The following is an 18,186-nucleotide window of genomic DNA, read 5'->3' as shown; positions in this document are numbered from 1 at the left end:
CATAATAACTGGCGTTGCTATTATTTATATTTATTGGCGAAGTCGATTTAAATATATACCCTCTGGATTTCAAGATGGATCGCGACGGCAAGGGAGAGAATCCCCGGGAGCATAGATAACGATGTGACCGGGGTGAGCGAGTGCAGCCAACAAAGAGGCAACTTGAAAGATGACGGGTATAAAATTAATTTATATATTTAATACCTTTTTCTCCCAAGCTTTACATGCTATTTCTAATCTAACAGCATCTTTCATTATTGTTATTTTTATTTAATAAAATGTTTTTATTGATATTTTATTTAAATAAGTTTTTATGGGTAATGATATTTCATTAATATAAAATTGAAACTATTATTAATATAATAATTTATTATTATTGTATGATATTCACAATCCTTAGTCTTTTCCTTCTACTCCGTCACCATTTAATATCTCCAGCCTTATCGCGATTTTCTGGCATTTAATATATCAGATTCGCCATTAGCAGGATTAAAAACCCAGACGCTGATCACATTTCGTACTGATGATTTAGACAAGCAAATAATTAAACATTAGAATAGTTTTATTATGCCACTATCAAATTATCAATATTTTCTATGGAAAGATTATCGCTTTATCGCCGCAGCTTGGCAGTACTTATCCTGCGGGCAACATCCGAATGGACATATGTTTCAACATCGGGTGCATTGGGATCTATTTGTCACATTATGCACCGGATTGAATTTGCAGGGGCAGAAAGTTTGTCCCGGTCAGACCAAGAACACTCGATGCATTCTTATTTATCCGCGGGTTTAACTTTGCAGGATATCAACGCACGGGTACGAAAAACCGCTAATACCTCATTGGGTAATTTATTAGTCAGCATGACTGACTTTGTCACACTTAAATTAGGAAAAGGGACAGTACGATGGATAAACGCCACAACTCGATGGCTAGGGTCACAAGTTATCTTTTAATTTACCTGACGGCAATCCAGCCATTGCACCCGGCTATGGCTATCGGCATAACACCGGATAACAACCGCACACAGGTACAAAATCAGGGCAATGTACCGGTGGTGAATATCGCCACGCCGAATGATGCAGGGATATCCCACAACACCTATCAAGAGTTCAATGTTGCCACTCAGGGGGCCGTACTTAATAACGCGACACAGGCGGCTCAATCACAACTGGCAGGGCAACTTAACGCGAACCCTAACCTGAAAGGCAAAGCAGCGGAACTGATTATTAACGAAGTCACCGGCAGTGGCCGCTCTGACCTGCAAGGCCAGTTGGAAATTGTTGGCAATAAAGCCAACGTGATGATTGCCAACCCTAACGGCATTACCTGCGATGGTTGTGGTTTTATTAATACCGCCAGCGCAACCCTGACCACCGGTAAACCCCAATTTGATAAACAGGGTGCGTTGGAAGCACTGGAAGTGAAAAAAGGCCAGATTACCATTGGCGGCAAAGGGCTGGACGGCAAGACGACGGATTATGTCGATATCATCAGCCGGGCGGCGGAGTTGAATGGAAAAATTCAGGCTAACACTCTGTCGCTGACTCAGGGGGCCAACCGTGTCAGCTTGAAAGACGGCACGGTTAAACCTATCGCCGGAGAAGGGGCAAAACCGCAATTAGCGGTTGATACTAAAGCCTTAGGCGGCATGTATGCCAATAAAATCCGACTGGTTGCCACTGAAGACGGGGTTGGGGTTAATCTCACCAACCTGACCACAACCCAAGACGCTATCAGTTTAACCGCTGAGGGTAAAATTATCTTGGGGGAGGTACAAGCTAAGACCGATATCAACATCAACAGTAAAGCCATTGAAACGGCGGCACAAAGCCATGTGCAGGCGGGTCAACATCTGAAATTGACCACCGAAACACTGAGGAATCAAGGCCAAATCCGGGCGGATGGTGATGTCACGATTAAAGCGACTCAACTTGATAACGTAAACCCGACTAAGCAAAGCCACCCGATTATTACCGCGGGTAAAAACAACAGCATTACCGCGAACGAGATAAATAATGTTGGTGAGTTAAGCGCGGGACAAAATCTCACCCTGACAGGCAAAAATTTTTCAACCAAAGCGATAAAAGACAATCAGCAGAATATCATTGGTAAACTGAGTGCCGGTGGGGATTTGACGGCTGTCTTTAAAGAGGGATTTAGTTTTGATTTTAATAAAGAACATTTTAAAGCGGGAAAGAAACCTACGGATCTGGCGTTAATCACCGGGAAAAACATTTCTCTCACTGCCCGAGATTTAGCAAATCGTGCGTCAATGAGGGCAGAACAAAACTTAGCCGTTGACGCAGAAACAATCTATTTAGGCCAGGGGAATTTAAAAGCCGGGAACCATGTCATGCTGGATGGAAAATCACATCTTGATGTGAATGGTTATGATATCTCCGGTCGGGATGTGACCTTGCTTGCCAGCCGGGGGCTGCTGTCTGTTGTCTCTGGAGATGACTATACCCCTGAGGGAATAAGGGTATTAACCACGCTTTCTGCTGATAACATATTACGCATTATCGCCGAGGGTCCTATTAATATCGCCGATACTCTGATTAACCGGGCGAAAAATATCTTTTTGGCAACCAATGATAAGCTTGAGATTTATGCCTCTGGTGATTTAATTGATGAGCAGAGTTCACTCAATGACGGCGCTAAACAAGCATTCATTAATCAGCGTCTGCGCCAGCTCAGCCAATTGCAAGCGGATGAAAATATTGAGATCCATGCAGGAAAGATTGTCGATCTGAGAAGCATTTCCTTGACGGCGGGGAAAGATATCACGCTGACCAGTGGCGGCACGCTTGATGTGAGTAAAATCACAGCAGAGGACCCCTATGAATATGAAGATGAACACGGAACGGGTTATGAAAAGCATTATGAATATGAAAATGCTGATGACGAGGAAGACGAACAATCTTACCCACAATTTCAATTACCCATAGCGAGCAGTATCATCACTGCCGGCAATAATTTAACCCTTAATGCTGGTGGTGACATTATTGATACTGAGGCAACTTTGTCGGCAAAAGGGGTGACTGCCATTGTCAAAAACAACGCAGAGTTACATTCACCGTCAGGGAGGTATAACTCAGTTGAAGGGAAATATACGCCAGTCACTTCTGCGCTGATTGCATGTGCGTTAAGCCATGCTCCTCAACTGACCATAAACGCCTCAGAAGTAGAAGGAGAAGTCCCAGGGATTAAACTGGCGGATAAGCAAACTCGGATCACCTCGAAAAACAATCACCCTATTATTCATATTGCGGCACCTAACGCCCGTGGTGTTTCACATAACCGTTATCAGGAGTTTAATGTTGGGGCTTCCGGGCTGGTGCTCAATAATGCTACCGAAGCTACCCAATCCGTACTGGCGGGACAAATTGGGGCGAACCCTCACTTCAACGGTCAATCGGCTGAACTGATTATTAATGAAGTGGTGGGTACCTTAGCCTCAAATCTGCAAGGGCTGTTGGAAGTTGCAGGGCAGAAAGCTAATGTCTTCATTGTTAACCCGAACGGTATGACCTGTAATGGTTGTCGCTTTGTTAATACTCCGGCTGTCACCTTATCGACCGGTAAACCGGTATTTGATAAAGATGGCGCATTAGCGGCCTTGGAAGTGAAAAAAGGCGCTATCACCTTGGGTGAAAAGGGACTGGATGCAACAGCGCAAGATTCGATCGCTATCATCAGCCGGACCACTAAGCTTAACGGTAAACTCCAGGCGAAAAGCCTGACATTGACACAAGGCCCCAACCAGATTGATTTCAAACGCGGAACCCTTGTTCCCATGACAGGGGAAGATTATGGCCCTTGGGAAGCGATTGATACCGGGTTATTAGGGGGAATGTATGCCAATAAAATCCGTCTGGTGAGTACCGAGCCGGGTAAGGTTGTCAATCTGACCAACCTGACGGCAACCCAAGGCGACATCAGTCTGACGGCGGATGGCAAGGTGACTCTGGGGGATGTACAGGCCAAAACGGATATCACCGTTAACGGTAAAGACATTGACATGGTGAAAAAAAGTCATATGCAAGCCGGTCAACATCTGATATTGACAACCGATACATTGCAGAGTTGGGGACGAATTCGTGCCGACGGTGATGTCACTATTAAAGCGAAAACCTTGTCTTTAGATGGGGGAAATATCACCGCCGGGAACCAGGTTCTGCTACAGGGAAAGAACAGTTTTACGGTGCGTGGCACGGATATTTCAGGTCATGACATTACCTTGATTGCCAATAGTTATAATACTTCTGTTTCACCTAGTGACACGTCGGAAAGCACACAAGTATTACCTATTATTTCTGCGGTTAATACGCTGCGTATTCTGTCTGAACAGGGAATATCGCTTTCAGATACGCTAATTAACCGGGCGAAAAATATCTTTATGGCGAGTAATGGGTGGATTGGTATTAATCAGCATTTGGCGGCGGATGAGAATATTGATCTTCACGCTGGAGGGGGGATAAAGTTGGATGGGATTTCCCTGACCGCCGGGAAAGATATTACCCTGACCAGTGGTGGCTCGATTAATATTGGCAAGGTCACCGCTGGCAACAATTTAGCGCTGATTGCCGACAGCAATATAACAGAGACAGCATTATCGGCAGAAGGGACGGCCGCAGTCGCCCAATATAGTACCGCGTTGCACTTAGCCGACGGGAGATATACTCCGGTGACTTCGGCGTTGATTGACCTCGCATTAGATAATGCCCCCCAACTGACCATCAATATCCCAGAAATAGCTGGTGGAATACCCGGGATTCAACTGGCGGATAAGCGAGCGCGGATTGCTGTGAGAAATAACCTGCCTATTATCCATATTGCGGCACCGAATTCCCGGGGTGTTTCACATAACCGTTATCGGGAGTTTAATGTTGGGGCTTCCGGGCTGGTGCTCAATAATGCTACCGAAGCTACCCAATCCGTACTGGCGGGACAAATTGGGGCGAACCCTCACTTCAACGGTCAATCGGCTGAGTTGATTATTAATGAAGTGGTGGGGACTTTAGCCTCAAATCTACAGGGTCTGTTGGAAGTGGTGGGGCAAAAAGCCCCGGTCTTCATCGCTAACCCGAACGGCATAACCTGTCATGGTTGTGGTTTTATCAATACCCCGGCTGTCACCTTATCGACCGGGAAACCGGTATTTGATAAAGAGGGCGCGTTAGCGGCTTTAGAGATGAAAAAAGGTGTCATAACCTTTGATGAAAAGGGGCTGGACGCAACGGCGCAGGATGCTGTCGACATTATCAGCCGTGCGACGATACTTAACGGCAAAGTGCAGGCGAAAAACCTGACATTGACACAAGGGGCCAACCGGATTGATTTCAAACGCGGGACTCTTATCCCTATTGCAGGCGAGGGTGATACCTCTTGGAAAGCGATTGATACCGGGTCATTGGGGGGAATGTATGCCAATAAAATCCGTCTGGTGAGTACTGAGGCGGGTAAGGGAGTTAACCTGACCAACCTGACGGCAACGCAAGGCGACATTAGTCTGACGGCGGATGGTAAGGTGACTCTGGGCAATATACAGGCCAAAACGGATATCACCGTTAGCAGTAAAAGCATTAAAACGGCGGAACAGAGTCATGTGCAGGCAGGGAAAGAGATCACGCTTGCCGCGAACACGCTGAACAACACCGGTAAGATTATCGCAGAAGGTGACATGCGGTTATTTATCGACCATTTATACAATCAGTATAAGGGGCTGATTCAGGCAAATAATCATCTCTGGCTGCAAAAAGACGCGAGCGGTAATTTAAGCACTGAAATTAACAACACTTCAGCGACACTGAAAACCCATAACGGCGATATTATTATTCGCGCAAAAGCGTTAAATAATGCCTGGGATGCCAGCGTCGCGGCGGGAATGAACGCTTATATCCATGCAACGAAGCTGGATAATGATGAAAGTCAGTTTCATGCGAAGAAAAATCTCATCTTAACCGGTCACGATTTTAACCGCGGGATGGACGGTAAACTCTCCGCCGATCTGAATGTGGTGGCTGATTTTATTCATCAACTCCGCGGAACGGCATTCATCTCGGCGAAAAATATTCTGCTGCATGCCGGTGAAATTATTAACATAGGGCACCTCAACGCGGGCAATGATCTGTCCGTCATCGCCGAGCGTCGAATGTATGCCGGCCAGAGTACACTGGAGGCAAAAAGAAATCTGACCTTGATTGCAGGTAAAGATATTGAGGCTTTTCAAGTCGGGTTGAAGGGAGAAAATATTGAACTGCTTACGCGTGAAGGCGACATCCAGATGTGGGGGGACGGTTCGCGTATTTCGGCCGACAACAATTTGCGGATATTCGCGGATCACAAACTGGATCTCTATGGTCTTTTGTTCGATAAATCAAACACGATAACGTTAAACGCGGGTCATGAAATTGATACCAGCCGGGTTAAATTGGCCGTGCAGAAAAATCTGACACTGATTGCGGGCAAAGGTATCACTGCCCGTGAAACCGGGCTGAAAGGGGAAAATATTGAGCTTCTCGCGCGTGAAGGCAACATTCAAATGGGCGGGCATGATTCGCGTATTTCGGCCAGCAATAATGTGCAGATGTTCGCGAGCAACAAACTGGATCTCCAGGGTCTTTTGTTCGATAAAGCCAACAATATAACGTTAAATGCGGGTCATGAAATTAATGCCGACCGGGTTAAATTAGCGGCAAATAAAAATCTGACCTTAATTGCGGGCAAGGATATCACCGCTCGTCAGGCAGAGTTAAAAGGGGAAAATGTTGAGCTTCTGGTGCGTGAAGGCGACATCCAAATGGGACGGAATCGGCCTCATGAGTTATTAGCCTCAATTTCGGCCGATAATCATTTGCGGATTTCCGCGGGCAACGATCTGGACCTTTCCGGTACTCAGTTAGATAAATCACACAATCTGACATTAAGTGCGGGTCGTAACCTGAATGCCAGTCGAAGCCAATTGAAGGCGGCGGGCAATATTAATCTGTTTGCGGGAAATGATTTAATGTTGCGGCAAGCGGGTATCCGGGCGGGACAACAAGTCATGCTCAGTGCGGGTCGCGATATTGATATCTCTCGGCCCAATACGCCAGAGAGCCTGTTTTATTTATCCGAATTAGATGGATTAGACAAATTCTCTGAATTAGGTACGCAAATTACCGCGGGTGATCACCTGCAACTCAGTGCAGGGGGCGATATTGCGGGTATCGCGAGATTAATATCGACTAAAGGAAATGTCTCGGTTAACGCTGGTCGGGATTTACTGTTCTCTGCCCGGAAATATTCGCCGATTAATGATGGCGATTGAGAATAACTATCTGAGCGTGAATGAGCTGGACAGTTTTGCGCATCAAGCCCGCACCTGTGAAGGCGAAAGCTGCAAACAAGTGATCAAGGATATGGTAGACACTAATATCCGCAATCAGCAGGAAATGATGGATTTCTGTAACAGCAACCCGACCCAGTGCGCACAGAAGTATGGTTATCTGGTTGATCAGTGGCCGGTGTTTGAGCGGACCCTCAAAAATATGGACCGGGATGGCACATTGCCAGTTGAGTTCAGAAATTACCTGTCGGCGGTGAATACGTTAGGTCAGGCGGCAACCGGCAAGGTAGGCGAACTCGGCTGGACAAAACGCTTTGAAGCAATGGGCATGAGTCAGGAGACTGCCGCTGCGATGGCGATGACGTTGCCTGTTATTGTTGAGGGCAGCAAAGGGCCGAAATCATCGCCAACAACAAAAGGAAGCACAGGCGCGGTTGTTAATACAGAGAAAGCGGCGCTGGAAAAGATTGGGAAAAACAGTCAAGGCACAACGAATCTGGGTGATAAATCGGCTAATACTATTTATCATCAACAGCTTATCAAAAATGCTGAAAAGATATCTACCGCGAAACCGGGGCAACAAGTTGCAGCGCCAAGGGATCTGAATGAGCAGATTTTATGGAACCAAGTTAAAGCTAACCCATCTTCAGGTGATCCACTTAGAGGAATGAATAAAGATCCTCGTTTCCCTACTGATGCAGGATTCCAGAAAATGCAAGTTACACATGAGTTACCAGACGGTTCAAATATCACCATCCATTATCAATATAACTCAACTACTGGTAAGGCTTATGATATGAAGATTACAACTCCTAAACGGCCTGAAATCCAACCTAAGCCTTCAATCACGGATAAAAAATGATGAAAATAAAAAAGTTCAAATCAGAAAAAATTATTGAAGTTTTTGCCATATATTGGTTCGGAGAAAAAACATACTTTTACGGTTTTGCTAAAGGTTATGACGGGCTGCTTAGTTATAACGCAGAGGAAGTAGAAATTATAGAGTCATCGTTATCTGGTGATTTTGTTTTCTTTGAAAATGGCATATTTTACAAGCCACTCATTGAAAAAAATATATTAGATGACCTGTTAGAAGCAGATCCAGTTGCTTATCAATGTTTTTTAGAAACATTGAAATCGGAAGGCAGAATAGAACAAGATTTTTGCTAACCCCAGATCCCAGCCCAAGCGCTGGGATCTCCCCTTTAGCGGTTAGCCGTTCTCGACGAGCCGGATAATCAACTGTCCGTGCTCAACACTGACCTGCACCGGCTGACCGGTGGCAAAGCCCGCTTCTTCCAGCCAGTTGCCTTTAAGATGCAAACTGGGGTGCTGGCTGTAATAGCGGGTCATGCCGGTGCTGCGGTCTTCGTGGCGGGTGCGGGCATACCCCACCTTATAGCTGCGCCGGGCTTTTGAAATCGCTAAATCTGCATTACAATCGCGGTTAGCCATGGTAACTACTCCTGTTAGTTGCCTACGGTTAGCAGCGTTACCGGATGGCCGTCTGGTAATGCTGCACTAAATAAAAATCGTCTTTCCTGTAGCAAATTCTTTCTACGATGTCAGTAACTGCGTCATCTTCGAACGTTTAAGCAAACTGTCCATCAACACAATCAGCGCCTGCTGATCTTCATCTGATAATGAATCCATCTGCATCACAAGCGCCTGTAAACGCGGATTATGTATCTGTGGCGGTGTCATGGGTTCCAGTCCGACAAGTGAATCCAGACTACTTTGTAATACCTGAGCGATCCTGACCACGGCATCCAGTTGAGGAACGGAAGCGCCGCGTTCCCAACGGTTATAAACCCGGCGATCAACGTTGAGCAGTTCAGCTAATCTTGCTTGTGTCATCTTGCGGGCTTCTCTGGCTTCCTTTAGCCGTGTAGCAAACAGTTGCATATCTTCCTCACAAATCCAGTGTGGTAATGAGATGTGCATTGTAAGCCCTCCTTTTAAACTGCTTGACTCAATGGCTATATTATAGTCTCATATTAATGCTACTACAATGTCTATTGACAGGTTTTTACAGGAGGTAATCCATGGCCCGCATTCCCGATACCGATTTAGCCCACTTAAAGCAAACCGTCTCGTTGCTGGGGCTGGCGCGTAAGCAAGGCCGTACGATGAAAAAACGCGGTGAGGATTATGTGCTGCGCTGTCCGTTCCATAACGAGAAAACCCCCTCAATGGTGATATCGCCGGCTAAGAACCTGTATCACTGCTTTGGCTGTGGCGCAGCGGGGTCGGTGCTCGACTGGGTGATACAAACGGAAGGCGTGACGTTGAAAATCGGTATCCGCCGGCTGCGGGAGCTGGCCGGGCTGCCGGACATGGACAATGCGGTTGTGGCCGCTTCTTCGTTAGCCGCCCAGCCGGAATTACAGGCGGCCCCCCTGCCGCGTCCGAAACTGGCCGACCTGGACGATGACGGGCAGGCGCTGCTGCATCAGGTGATTGATTTTTATCATCAGCACTTACTGGCGTCACCGGAAGCCAAAGCCTGGCTGGAACGACGCGGGCTGAATCATCCTGAACTGGTCAGTCACTTTAAGCTGGGGTACGCGGGCCATCACGGGATCGGCGGTTCAGCGGGCTTATTACCGTCCAAGAGCAGTCAGGAAGGCCAGCAACTGCGCGACAAACTATCAGGTCTGGGCGTGTTGCGTACCACTACCCGGCAGGACCACTTCCGGGGCTGCGTCGTGGTGCCGGTGATCGGCTGGACAGAATCGGTCAATGTGACCAGCCGCGGGCGGGTGTTGCAACTGTATGGTCGCCGGACCCAGCCGGATTACAAAGTGCTGAAAGACAGCCCGAAGCATCTGTATCTGCCGTCACCGCTAGCCGGGGTCTGGAATGAATCGGCGATGCAGGCATCAAATGAAATTATCCTGTGCGAAGCGCTGATCGATGCCATGACGTTCTGGTGTGCCGGGTTCCGTAACGTGATTGCCGCGTTCGGGGTGAACGGGTTTAACCGTGAGCACCTCGAAGCCTTACAGTATCACGGCGTGAAACGGGTGCTGATTGCCTTTGACCGGGACGAGGCCGGAGACCGTGGCGCGACCAGTGTGGCCGCTGATTTACTGGAAGCCGGTATCGAGGCATGGCGGGTGCAGTTCCCCGCCGGGCATGGATGCCAATGACTATGCGCTGAAAAGCGGCAACGCCGAACATGCGCTGGGGCTGGCGTTGCAACAGGCGGTCTGGCTGGGACAGGGAACAGCGCCGGGCGCGGTGTTCAGCCATGAGCGGCCCGTCTCGCCGACAGTGACGGAAAAGCCCCAAAGTGCCGGGGTGGCTAAACCGGCTGCTTTAGCCGCCCCGTCGGCGCTGACTGTTGCCCCCGTGCCCTGTGAGCGCACGGCCTGCGGTGAACTGTTGATGAAAAGCGGCCCCCGGGTCTGGCGGGTACGGGGGATGAAAAAATCCCCGGTGCCGGATGTGATGAAGGTGAACGTGCAGGTGCGGGATGAAACGTCCGGCCTGTTCCATGTGGATACGCTGGACATGTACCATGCGCGGCATCGTCAGAACTACATCAGCACGGCGGCGCAAGAGCTGGAATGCGAGCCGTCTGTGATTAAACGTGAAGCCGGGCGGGTCTTGCTGATGCTGGAGCAGCAACAGGACGCGCAACAGCAGGCCGACGCCGAAGCCTCAGGGACAACGGCAGTCACGGTCAGCGCGGAAGACGAAGCCGCCGCGCTGGCGTTGCTGACATCGCCAAACTTAACAGAACAGATTATCAACGACATGGCCGCCTGTGGCGTGGTCGGCGAATCCACCAATCTGCTGACCGGGTATCTGGCGGCAGTCTCGCGCAAACTCGATAAACCCGCTGGCCGTGTTAATCCAGAGCAGCAGCGCGGCAGGCAAGAGCAGCCTGATGGATGCCGTGCTGAACCTGATGCCGGAAGAGGAGCGTATCCAGTACTCGGCGATGACCGGACAGAGCCTGTATTACCTCGGCGAAACCAGCCTGCAACACAAAATACTGGCGATAGCCGAAGAGGAAGGCGTGCGGCAGGCGGCCTATGCCCTGAAACTGTTACAGTCCGACGGCGAGCTAAAAATCGCCAGTACCGGCAAAAACGAACAGAGCGGCGAACTGGTGACGCGGGAATACAAGGTGCAGGGACCGGTGATGCTGATGTTAACGACGACGGCCATTGATGTGGATGAAGAGCTGCTGAACCGCTGTCTGGTGCTGACGGTCAACGAATCGCGCGAGCAGACGCAGGCCATCCACGCCATGCAGCGGCACCGCCAGACGCTGGCCGGGTTGCTGGCTGACTCGGAGAAAGGTTATCTGACACAGTTACACCAGAACGCCCAGCGCTTGTTAAGGCCGCTGAAAGTGGTCAATCCTTACGCCCACCAACTGACGTTCCTGTCAGACAAAACCCGGATGCGGCGCGACCACATGAAATACCTGACGCTGATACAGGCCATTGCCCTGCTGCACCAGTATCAACGTGAAGTGAAGAAAACGACCCACCGCGGGCAGGTCATCGAATATATCGAAGTCACCCAAGACGATATTGCCCTCGCCAACCGGCTGGCGCATGAGGTGCTGGGGCGCACGCTGGATGAAATGCCGCCGCAGACGCGCAAGCTGTTACTGCTGATACAAGAGATGGTGAACGAACAGGCGCAAATCCAGCACTGCCAGCCAAATGAAGTCCGCTTTACCCGGCGAGATATCCGTGCCTTTACCCACTGGAGCGACAGCCAGCTCAAAAACCACTGTCAACGGCTGACGGAAATGGAATACCTGCTGTTGCATGGCGGCAGCCGGGGGCACCTGCTGCATTATGAACTGCTGTGGGACGGGGAAGACAACGGCGCAGCCCACCTGTGCGGCCTGCTGGATGTCGGAGAACCGGACTCCGAAACCGCCGGCAGTGAACGCAAGTCTGACCCGAAAGGTCGCAAGTCTTCCCCAAGTCCGGGGCAAGTCTGGCCTGAGTCTGGGGAAGAAAAACCCGCGTCATCCCCGATAGCACAAGGGCCGGCGGGGCACAAGTCCGGGCAGATGAAAACGCGGTTATTAGGGAAAATAATCACAGAGACGCATTGCCCGTGCCCGACAGGGATAAAACACCGGAAGCCGTCCCGACAGGTCAGGAGAGCAAGTCTGACTTAAATAAACGCAAGTCTGCCTCAAGTCTGGGTCAGGTCCGGGCTAAGTCTGGGGTGAAAAAATCCCCATCCGAGCAGGCAGAGCACGGGTTCAGCGTACCGCAAGTCGGGGTAACGGAAGACACCGTGATAAAAGGAAAAAAGAAAACGCGCCCCTTGTCTGCGCCCACCCCTCAATCTCAACCGGAGGTCAATCATGGCAAACCGTAAACCCCGCAGAGGAAGCCTGCTGACAGTAGATGAAGTGTACCGCAAACCTGTCGGTCCGGCGCACGACCCGAAGAGCCTGTATGCGTTGTTGCTGCGCTTTGTGGTGTGGCGACAGGAACGGAATTGGTCAGAAAGCACGCTGAAAGTACAGACGCACCATACTTACCACTTTATCCTGTGGGCAACCGAGCGCGGCTTATACTACGCAGCGGATATCACGCGGCCGATACTGGAGCGTTACCAGCGTTATCTGTACCAGTACCGCAAGACCAACGGTGAACCGTTAAGCACCCGGACGCAACGTACCCAACTGGAACCCTTGAAGGTCTGGTTCAAATGGCTGACGAAACAGAATCTGATACTGGCGAACCCGGCGGCGGACATTGAACTCCCCAGACTGGAAAAGCACCTGCCGCGCTATATCCTGACCATCGATGAAACCGAACAGATACTGGCGCAGCCTGACCTGACGACGTTGCAGGGGGTACGTGACCGGGCGTTGATGGAGTTGCTCTGGTCAACCGGGATGCGTCGGGGCGAATTAACCCGGCTGGATGTGTACAGCGTTGACGGAAAACGCAAAACGGTGACCATCCGGCAGGGCAAGGGGAATAAAGACCGGGTGTTGCCCCTCGGTGAACGGGCCTTAAGCTGGCTACAGCGCTATCAGCAACAGGTGCGGCCACAACTTATCGTCAATCCAGACGTCAAGGCATTATTCGTCGCAATGGATGGGCTGGACGGCTTACAGGCTAACGGTATCAGCAATTTGGTGACAGCTTATATCAACGCGGTGGGTATCGAGAAAAAAGGTGCCTGCCACCTGTTCCGGCATGCGATGGCGACGCAGATGCTGGAGAACGGGGCGGACCTGCGCTGGATACAGGCCATGTTAGGCCATGCCAGCGTGGAATCCACCCAGGTGTATACGCAGGTCTCTATCCGGGCCTTGCAGGCGGTGCACGCCAGCACCCATCCGGCGGAGCAAATGGCCGATGAAAAAGTCAGCGACGCCGATGAGGTGGGTTTACTGGCCGACCTGTACGCCGACGATAACGCCGACACGGACACGCCGCCGGACAGTTCAGAGCCGACCTCAACCCCCGATAGCCGCTGAGCGTCCGTACGCCCCCGTTGAGTTGGGCGGGTTCGGTGTGGGGGCAGACCGTGGCCGGACTGCCCGTTAGCCCCGGCGCACGCGGGGGTAAATAGTCGTCAGGCGGCTCAACCACGAGCGTCCCCGTTAAGCCGGTCCAGGCCGCCCAACGCCTATTGAACATAATGCGGGGGGAATTATACGCACTGCGCCGGTGAGCCCGGGCAACCGCCTGAGCATTGATGAGCGGCTTAATGCGTATAATTGGCATTATGTCTTGCGCCCCCGCGGGTCGGCATTGCGGGGAGTGGCGCACAAGGCTGCGCCTTATGCTCTAACCGACTGAGCCGGACATCGGCAACTCTGAGTTCTTCTTTAGCTGCCCTGCAACCGTTGGGCCAACCCCCCTAAAGGCAGGTCGGCCTGCGGCCTCCGCTCATTGACTTCCCCCCGCCCCAACCCCGCTGCACTGGCTGCGCCCGGTTCGCAGTCGCAGGCTCCTTGCTCATTCCCGTGCTCGCCATCGCCGCCCCGTGCAGCCCTGTCTCTTGATCAGATCTCCAAATCAACTGATTTAGCCAGCAAATAGCCGTCTATCAGGGTTTGCAGCCGAAACCAGCCTTCCCAAAGTCGTTCCCATCCGACTCGACCCGTGCGTTTGGAATCGTACCAGCCGGCCAGTTTTCCCAGATTGATGAAGGCCCAATGCAAACTCGGGGCTTTTTTCGGCACACGGCGTTTTTCTTGTTTTGACCACAGTAATTTCCACGCCAGGGGGCTTAATACTGTCTCACAGCTCTCTTTCTCTGCCTCTTCTTTGTTCAGACCCATAAAACGCAGCTGGTGTATTCGTACCGCAATAAAGGCCAGCAGCACTATCATGCGCTCCAGATTATCTTTGCTTTGCATACGCAGCGCTTCTACCTGCGTGCCGCCCGTTTTCCACGCTTTGTGAAATTCTTCTATCAGCCAGCGGCGCTCGTAATAACTGAATATTTTATGGGCGTCTTCCTGACTGTTGACGGGTTCGGAGGTCAGAAGATGCCAGCAAAGCCCATCCTCCGGACCTTTTTCGTAGCAACCGACATAAAATATCCGCACCGCCTCACCGCTTTTTCCTTCGGGGATTTTCAACGTCACTTCGGCATAACTGATATCACAATGCGCGACACGCGCCTGACGCCCGCCTTTCTGTCTGACCTGAACTAATCGTTCTCCAGCACTCTGTAACCGGCTAATAAAGTCATAAAGTTTATCCTGACTTTCCTCTATACGCCGGTTTTGCATCGAACGGATGACGAAACGTTGTTTTTGGCTCGTTTTATAACGCAGATATTCGATGATATCGGCTTCACGGTCACAGACAGAAATCACGTTGGCCATCTGCTCCCCTAACCGGCTGTCGACGGCTTGTGAGGCCCGTTCCCACTTATAACTCTCTTTCCCTTCATAAGGGCGTGTATCGCGTTGTCGGCTTTTGCCATAATCACTGACATCTCGACACCAGCGCTGTTGCTCTATCAACCCCACGACCTGTTGTTCTTCAGGCGCAAATAACAACACCGAGTGTGCCTGCATGCCCCGGGATTTTTCCTTTGAGGTGGTATAGCCGAGTTCATCGGCGACCGACGCATGGGAAAATGACAGGGTTGTCGTGTCTTCCAGCGCTAACAGGCAATGATAACGTTGAGCGTGAGCGACGGTGGCGGTAAATCCGGCTTCGGCGATGGCCTGAGGCGCAATGGCGGAATTTCGGGTCAGTCGGTAGGCCGCTTCAACATCGGCAGGAGAGTCAAGAGATTGCACGAGCGATTGTCCTATATGGTTAGCCAACGAACAGGCCACTTTCACCAGGCGGTTGGTACGGCGTTTATCACCTAATTCCGCATGTTGAAACGTGTCATTTGCCCATTGTTCGGCGCTGGTTGAAAACATAAAGATTACCTCAAGTCGTGTTTTTTATTGAGATCAATCTATGAGGGAAAAGTTCAATAACGCGGGGGCGGGTTAAAATATTTGTGTAGGAAAGACAGGTGCAGCCCCCGGGGGCTTCCCTGAACAAAATCGCGTGGTCATGCAAGGTCATGCGCAACCCGAAACCCCGGTGCCCCCGAGCGTCGCAGGGGCGCCGCTTGCGGGCTCTATGCCGCCCGCGCCCGCAGAACGGGCATCCGCCGCCCAAGCGAGTTGGGCGACGTTCGCCCGTTGCCGAAAAAGGCGCTACACTGACAATGGCACGGCGGGAAAAACCGGCCTTTGGAGGCGAAAAGCGCGTCAGGGGGTTTTGGGGCCGGCGGTGAACGCCCATTGGAAAAAACGGGTGGTAACTGGCTGAGGGCATTGGGAAAATCGGTGTTTGGCGGTCAACGTCGCAATGGAATGGGTTGTTGTTGAGAATAACTATCTGAGCGTGAATGAGCTGGACAGTTTTGCGCATCAAGCCCGCACCTGTGAAGGCGAAAGCTGCAAACAAGTGATCAAGGATATGGTAGACACTAATATCCGCAATCAGCAGGAAATGATGGATTTCTGTAACAGCAACCCGACCCAGTGCGCACAGAAGTATGGTTATCTGGTTGATCAGTGGCCGGTGTTTGAGCGGACCCTCAAAAATATGGACCGGGATGGCACATTGCCAGTTGAGTTCAGAAATTACCTGTCGGCGGTGAATACGTTAGGTCAGGCGGCAACCGGCAAGGTAGGCGAACTCGGCTGGACAAAACGCTTTGAAGCAATGGGCATGAGTCAGGAGACTGCCGCTGCGATGGCGATGACGTTGCCTGTTATTGTTGAGGGCAGCAAAGGGCCGAAATCATCGCCAACAACAAAAGGAAGCACAGGCGCGGTTGTTAATACAGAGAAAGCGGCGCTGGAAAAGATTGGGAAAAACAGTCAAGGCACAACGAATCTGGGTGATAAATCGGCTAATACTATTTATCATCAACAGCTTATCAAAAATGCTGAAAAGATATCTACCGCGAAACCGGGGCAACAAGTTGCAGCGCCAAGGGATCTGAATGAGCAGATTTTATGGAACCAAGTTAAAGCTAACCCATCTTCAGGTGATCCACTTAGAGGAATGAATAAAGATCCTCGTTTCCCTACTGATGCAGGATTCCAGAAAATGCAAGTTACACATGAGTTACCAGACGGTTCAAATATCACCATCCATTATCAATATAACTCAACTACTGGTAAGGCTTATGATATGAAGATTACAACTCCTAAACGGCCTGAAATCCAACCTAAGCCTTCAATCACGGATAAAAAATGATGAAAATAAAAAAGTTCAAATCAGAAAAAATTATTGAAGTTTTTGCCATATATTGGTTCGGAGAAAAAACATACTTTTACGGTTTTGCTAAAGGTTATGACGGGCTGCTTAGTTATAACGCAGAGGAAGTAGAAATTATAGAGTCATCGTTATCTGGTGATTTTGTTTTCTTTGAAAATGGCATATTTTACAAGCCACTCATTGAAAAAAATATATTAGATGACCTGTTAGAAGCAGATCCAGTTGCTTATCAATGTTTTTTAGAAACATTGAAATCGGAAGGCAGAATAGAACAAGATTTTTGCTAACCCCAGATCCCAGCCCAAGCGCTGGGATCTCCCCTTTAGCGGTTAGCCGTTCTCGACGAGCCGGATAATCAACTGTCCGTGCTCAACACTGACCTGCACCGGCTGACCGGTGGCAAAGCCCGCTTCTTCCAGCCAGTTGCCTTTAAGATGCAAACTGGGGTGCTGGCTGTAATAGCGGGTCATGCCGGTGCTGCGGTCTTCGTGGCGGGTGCGGGCATACCCCACCTTATAGCTGCGCCGGGCTTTTGAAATCGCTAAATCTGCATTACAATCGCGGTTAGCCATGGTAACTACTCCTGTTAGTTGCCTACGGTTAGCAGCGTTACCGGATGGCCGTCTGGTAATGCTGCACTAAATAAAAATCGTCTTTCCTGTAGCAAATTCTTTCTACGATGTCAGTAACTGCGTCATCTTCGAACGTTTAAGCAAACTGTCCATCAACACAATCAGCGCCTGCTGATCTTCATCTGATAATGAATCCATCTGCATCACAAGCGCCTGTAAACGCGGATTATGTATCTGTGGCGGTGTCATGGGTTCCAGTCCGACAAGTGAATCCAGACTACTTTGTAATACCTGAGCGATCCTGACCACGGCATCCAGTTGAGGAACGGAAGCGCCGCGTTCCCAACGGTTATAAACCCGGCGATCAACGTTGAGCAGTTCAGCTAATCTTGCTTGTGTCATCTTGCGGGCTTCTCTGGCTTCCTTTAGCCGTGTAGCAAACAGTTGCATATCTTCCTCACAAATCCAGTGTGGTAATGAGATGTGCATTGTAAGCCCTCCTTTTAAACTGCTTGACTCAATGGCTATA

General features: G+C 50.3%; 13 protein-coding genes and 1 pseudogene. 9 read left to right on the top strand and 5 right to left on the bottom strand.

Going from position 1 to position 18,186, the window contains the following annotated elements; genetic code table 11:
- Positions 1–596: 596 nt before the first annotated feature.
- From PluTT01m_RS26245 to PluTT01m_RS18525, 4 genes are read left to right on the top strand one after another with little or no spacing between them, the layout of a single operon-like run.
- Positions 597–956: a hypothetical protein gene (locus PluTT01m_RS26245; protein WP_125043785.1), complete on the top strand. Its 360-nt coding sequence runs from the start codon at positions 597–599 to the stop codon at positions 954–956.
- A complete protein-coding gene (locus PluTT01m_RS18535) occupies positions 908–7,315 on the top strand; it encodes a two-partner secretion domain-containing protein (protein WP_011147762.1) in 6,408 nt (2,135 codons plus the stop codon). The genes PluTT01m_RS26245 and PluTT01m_RS18535 overlap by 49 nt, the downstream gene beginning before the upstream one ends.
- Positions 7,242–8,195 carry a hypothetical protein gene (locus tag PluTT01m_RS18530; protein ID WP_232507879.1) on the top strand — a complete coding sequence of 318 codons (954 nt, stop codon included), beginning with the start codon at positions 7,242–7,244 and terminating at the stop codon, positions 8,193–8,195. Before PluTT01m_RS18535 ends, PluTT01m_RS18530 begins: the two co-directional genes overlap by 74 nt.
- Positions 8,192–8,503 carry a hypothetical protein gene (locus PluTT01m_RS18525; RefSeq protein ID WP_011147757.1) on the top strand — a complete coding sequence of 104 codons (312 nt, stop codon included), beginning with the start codon at positions 8,192–8,194 and terminating at the stop codon, positions 8,501–8,503. The genes PluTT01m_RS18530 and PluTT01m_RS18525 overlap by 4 nt, the downstream gene beginning before the upstream one ends.
- A 42-nt stretch (positions 8,504–8,545) precedes the next feature.
- Here PluTT01m_RS18525 and PluTT01m_RS18520 read toward each other — a convergent pair whose 3' ends face one another.
- Positions 8,546–8,788 (bottom strand): SymE family type I addiction module toxin, encoded by a 243-nt coding sequence (locus PluTT01m_RS18520; RefSeq protein ID WP_011147756.1) that lies wholly within the window; start codon positions 8,786–8,788, stop codon positions 8,546–8,548.
- A gap of 102 nt (positions 8,789–8,890) precedes the next feature.
- Positions 8,891–9,277, bottom strand: a complete 387-nt coding sequence (locus PluTT01m_RS18515) for a helix-turn-helix transcriptional regulator (protein ID WP_011147755.1) — start codon at positions 9,275–9,277, stop codon at positions 8,891–8,893.
- 101 nt (positions 9,278–9,378) lie between these two features.
- Between PluTT01m_RS18515 and PluTT01m_RS18510 the strand changes: the two are divergent.
- Both PluTT01m_RS18510 and xerC read left to right on the top strand, forming a co-directional pair.
- Positions 9,379–12,694 (top strand): annotated as a pseudogene (locus PluTT01m_RS18510) (CHC2 zinc finger domain-containing protein).
- Positions 12,681–13,811, top strand: coding sequence for a site-specific tyrosine recombinase XerC (gene xerC / locus PluTT01m_RS18505; RefSeq protein ID WP_011147753.1), 1,131 nt, complete (start codon positions 12,681–12,683; stop codon positions 13,809–13,811). The pseudogene PluTT01m_RS18510 and the gene xerC overlap by 14 nt, the downstream one beginning before the upstream one ends.
- A 531-nt stretch (positions 13,812–14,342) precedes the next feature.
- On the opposite strand, the gene PluTT01m_RS18500 is transcribed toward xerC, so the two are convergent.
- The gene (locus tag PluTT01m_RS18500; RefSeq protein ID WP_011144727.1) at positions 14,343–15,725 is read right to left on the bottom strand and encodes an IS4-like element ISPlu9 family transposase; all 1,383 of its coding nucleotides are present in this window, start codon (positions 15,723–15,725) and stop codon (positions 14,343–14,345) included.
- A 321-nt stretch (positions 15,726–16,046) separates the two neighbouring features.
- Here PluTT01m_RS18500 and PluTT01m_RS26995 point away from each other — a divergent pair, with 321 nt between their 5' ends.
- From PluTT01m_RS26995 to PluTT01m_RS18485, 3 genes are read left to right on the top strand one after another with little or no spacing between them, the layout of a single operon-like run.
- Positions 16,047–16,184, top strand: a complete 138-nt coding sequence (locus tag PluTT01m_RS26995; RefSeq protein WP_161556189.1) for a hypothetical protein — start codon at positions 16,047–16,049, stop codon at positions 16,182–16,184.
- On the top strand, positions 16,147–17,064 hold the full coding sequence (locus PluTT01m_RS18490) for a hypothetical protein (RefSeq protein WP_244213447.1): 918 nt from the start codon (positions 16,147–16,149) through the stop codon (positions 17,062–17,064). The genes PluTT01m_RS26995 and PluTT01m_RS18490 overlap by 38 nt, the downstream gene beginning before the upstream one ends.
- Positions 17,061–17,372 carry a hypothetical protein gene (locus PluTT01m_RS18485; RefSeq protein ID WP_011147757.1) on the top strand — a complete coding sequence of 104 codons (312 nt, stop codon included), beginning with the start codon at positions 17,061–17,063 and terminating at the stop codon, positions 17,370–17,372. The genes PluTT01m_RS18490 and PluTT01m_RS18485 overlap by 4 nt, the downstream gene beginning before the upstream one ends.
- 42 nt (positions 17,373–17,414) lie before the next feature.
- Here PluTT01m_RS18485 and PluTT01m_RS18480 read toward each other — a convergent pair whose 3' ends face one another.
- Together PluTT01m_RS18480 and PluTT01m_RS18475 are read right to left on the bottom strand one after the other, a co-directional pair.
- Positions 17,415–17,657 carry a SymE family type I addiction module toxin gene (locus PluTT01m_RS18480; protein ID WP_011147756.1) on the bottom strand — a complete coding sequence of 81 codons (243 nt, stop codon included), beginning with the start codon at positions 17,655–17,657 and terminating at the stop codon, positions 17,415–17,417.
- A gap of 102 nt (positions 17,658–17,759) precedes the next feature.
- Positions 17,760–18,146 carry a helix-turn-helix transcriptional regulator gene (locus PluTT01m_RS18475; protein WP_011147755.1) on the bottom strand — a complete coding sequence of 129 codons (387 nt, stop codon included), beginning with the start codon at positions 18,144–18,146 and terminating at the stop codon, positions 17,760–17,762.
- Positions 18,147–18,186: the final 40 nt, after the last annotated feature.

Source organism: Photorhabdus laumondii subsp. laumondii, assembly GCF_003343245.1.
Taxonomy (GTDB): domain Bacteria; phylum Pseudomonadota; class Gammaproteobacteria; order Enterobacterales; family Enterobacteriaceae; genus Photorhabdus; species Photorhabdus laumondii.
This window is presented reverse-complemented; position numbering and strand designations above follow the sequence as displayed.

What these genes read in the sequence shown, in the direction of transcription:
- PluTT01m_RS26245 (WP_125043785.1), top strand. Translation starts at nt 597, where the DNA reads ATGGAAAGATTATCGCTTTATCGCCGCAGCTTGGCAGTACTTATCCTG.
- PluTT01m_RS18535 (WP_011147762.1), top strand. Translation starts at nt 908, where the DNA reads ATGGATAAACGCCACAACTCGATGGCTAGGGTCACAAGTTATCTTTTA.
- PluTT01m_RS18530 (WP_232507879.1), top strand. Translation starts at nt 7,242, where the DNA reads ATGTCTCGGTTAACGCTGGTCGGGATTTACTGTTCTCTGCCCGGAAAT.
- PluTT01m_RS18525 (WP_011147757.1), top strand. Translation starts at nt 8,192, where the DNA reads ATGATGAAAATAAAAAAGTTCAAATCAGAAAAAATTATTGAAGTTTTT.
- PluTT01m_RS18520 (WP_011147756.1), bottom strand. Translation starts at nt 8,788, where the DNA reads ATGGCTAACCGCGATTGTAATGCAGATTTAGCGATTTCAAAAGCCCGG.
- PluTT01m_RS18515 (WP_011147755.1), bottom strand. Translation starts at nt 9,277, where the DNA reads ATGCACATCTCATTACCACACTGGATTTGTGAGGAAGATATGCAACTG.
- xerC (WP_011147753.1), top strand. Translation starts at nt 12,681, where the DNA reads ATGGCAAACCGTAAACCCCGCAGAGGAAGCCTGCTGACAGTAGATGAA.
- PluTT01m_RS18500 (WP_011144727.1), bottom strand. Translation starts at nt 15,725, where the DNA reads ATGTTTTCAACCAGCGCCGAACAATGGGCAAATGACACGTTTCAACAT.
- PluTT01m_RS18485 (WP_011147757.1), top strand. Translation starts at nt 17,061, where the DNA reads ATGATGAAAATAAAAAAGTTCAAATCAGAAAAAATTATTGAAGTTTTT.
- PluTT01m_RS18480 (WP_011147756.1), bottom strand. Translation starts at nt 17,657, where the DNA reads ATGGCTAACCGCGATTGTAATGCAGATTTAGCGATTTCAAAAGCCCGG.
- PluTT01m_RS18475 (WP_011147755.1), bottom strand. Translation starts at nt 18,146, where the DNA reads ATGCACATCTCATTACCACACTGGATTTGTGAGGAAGATATGCAACTG.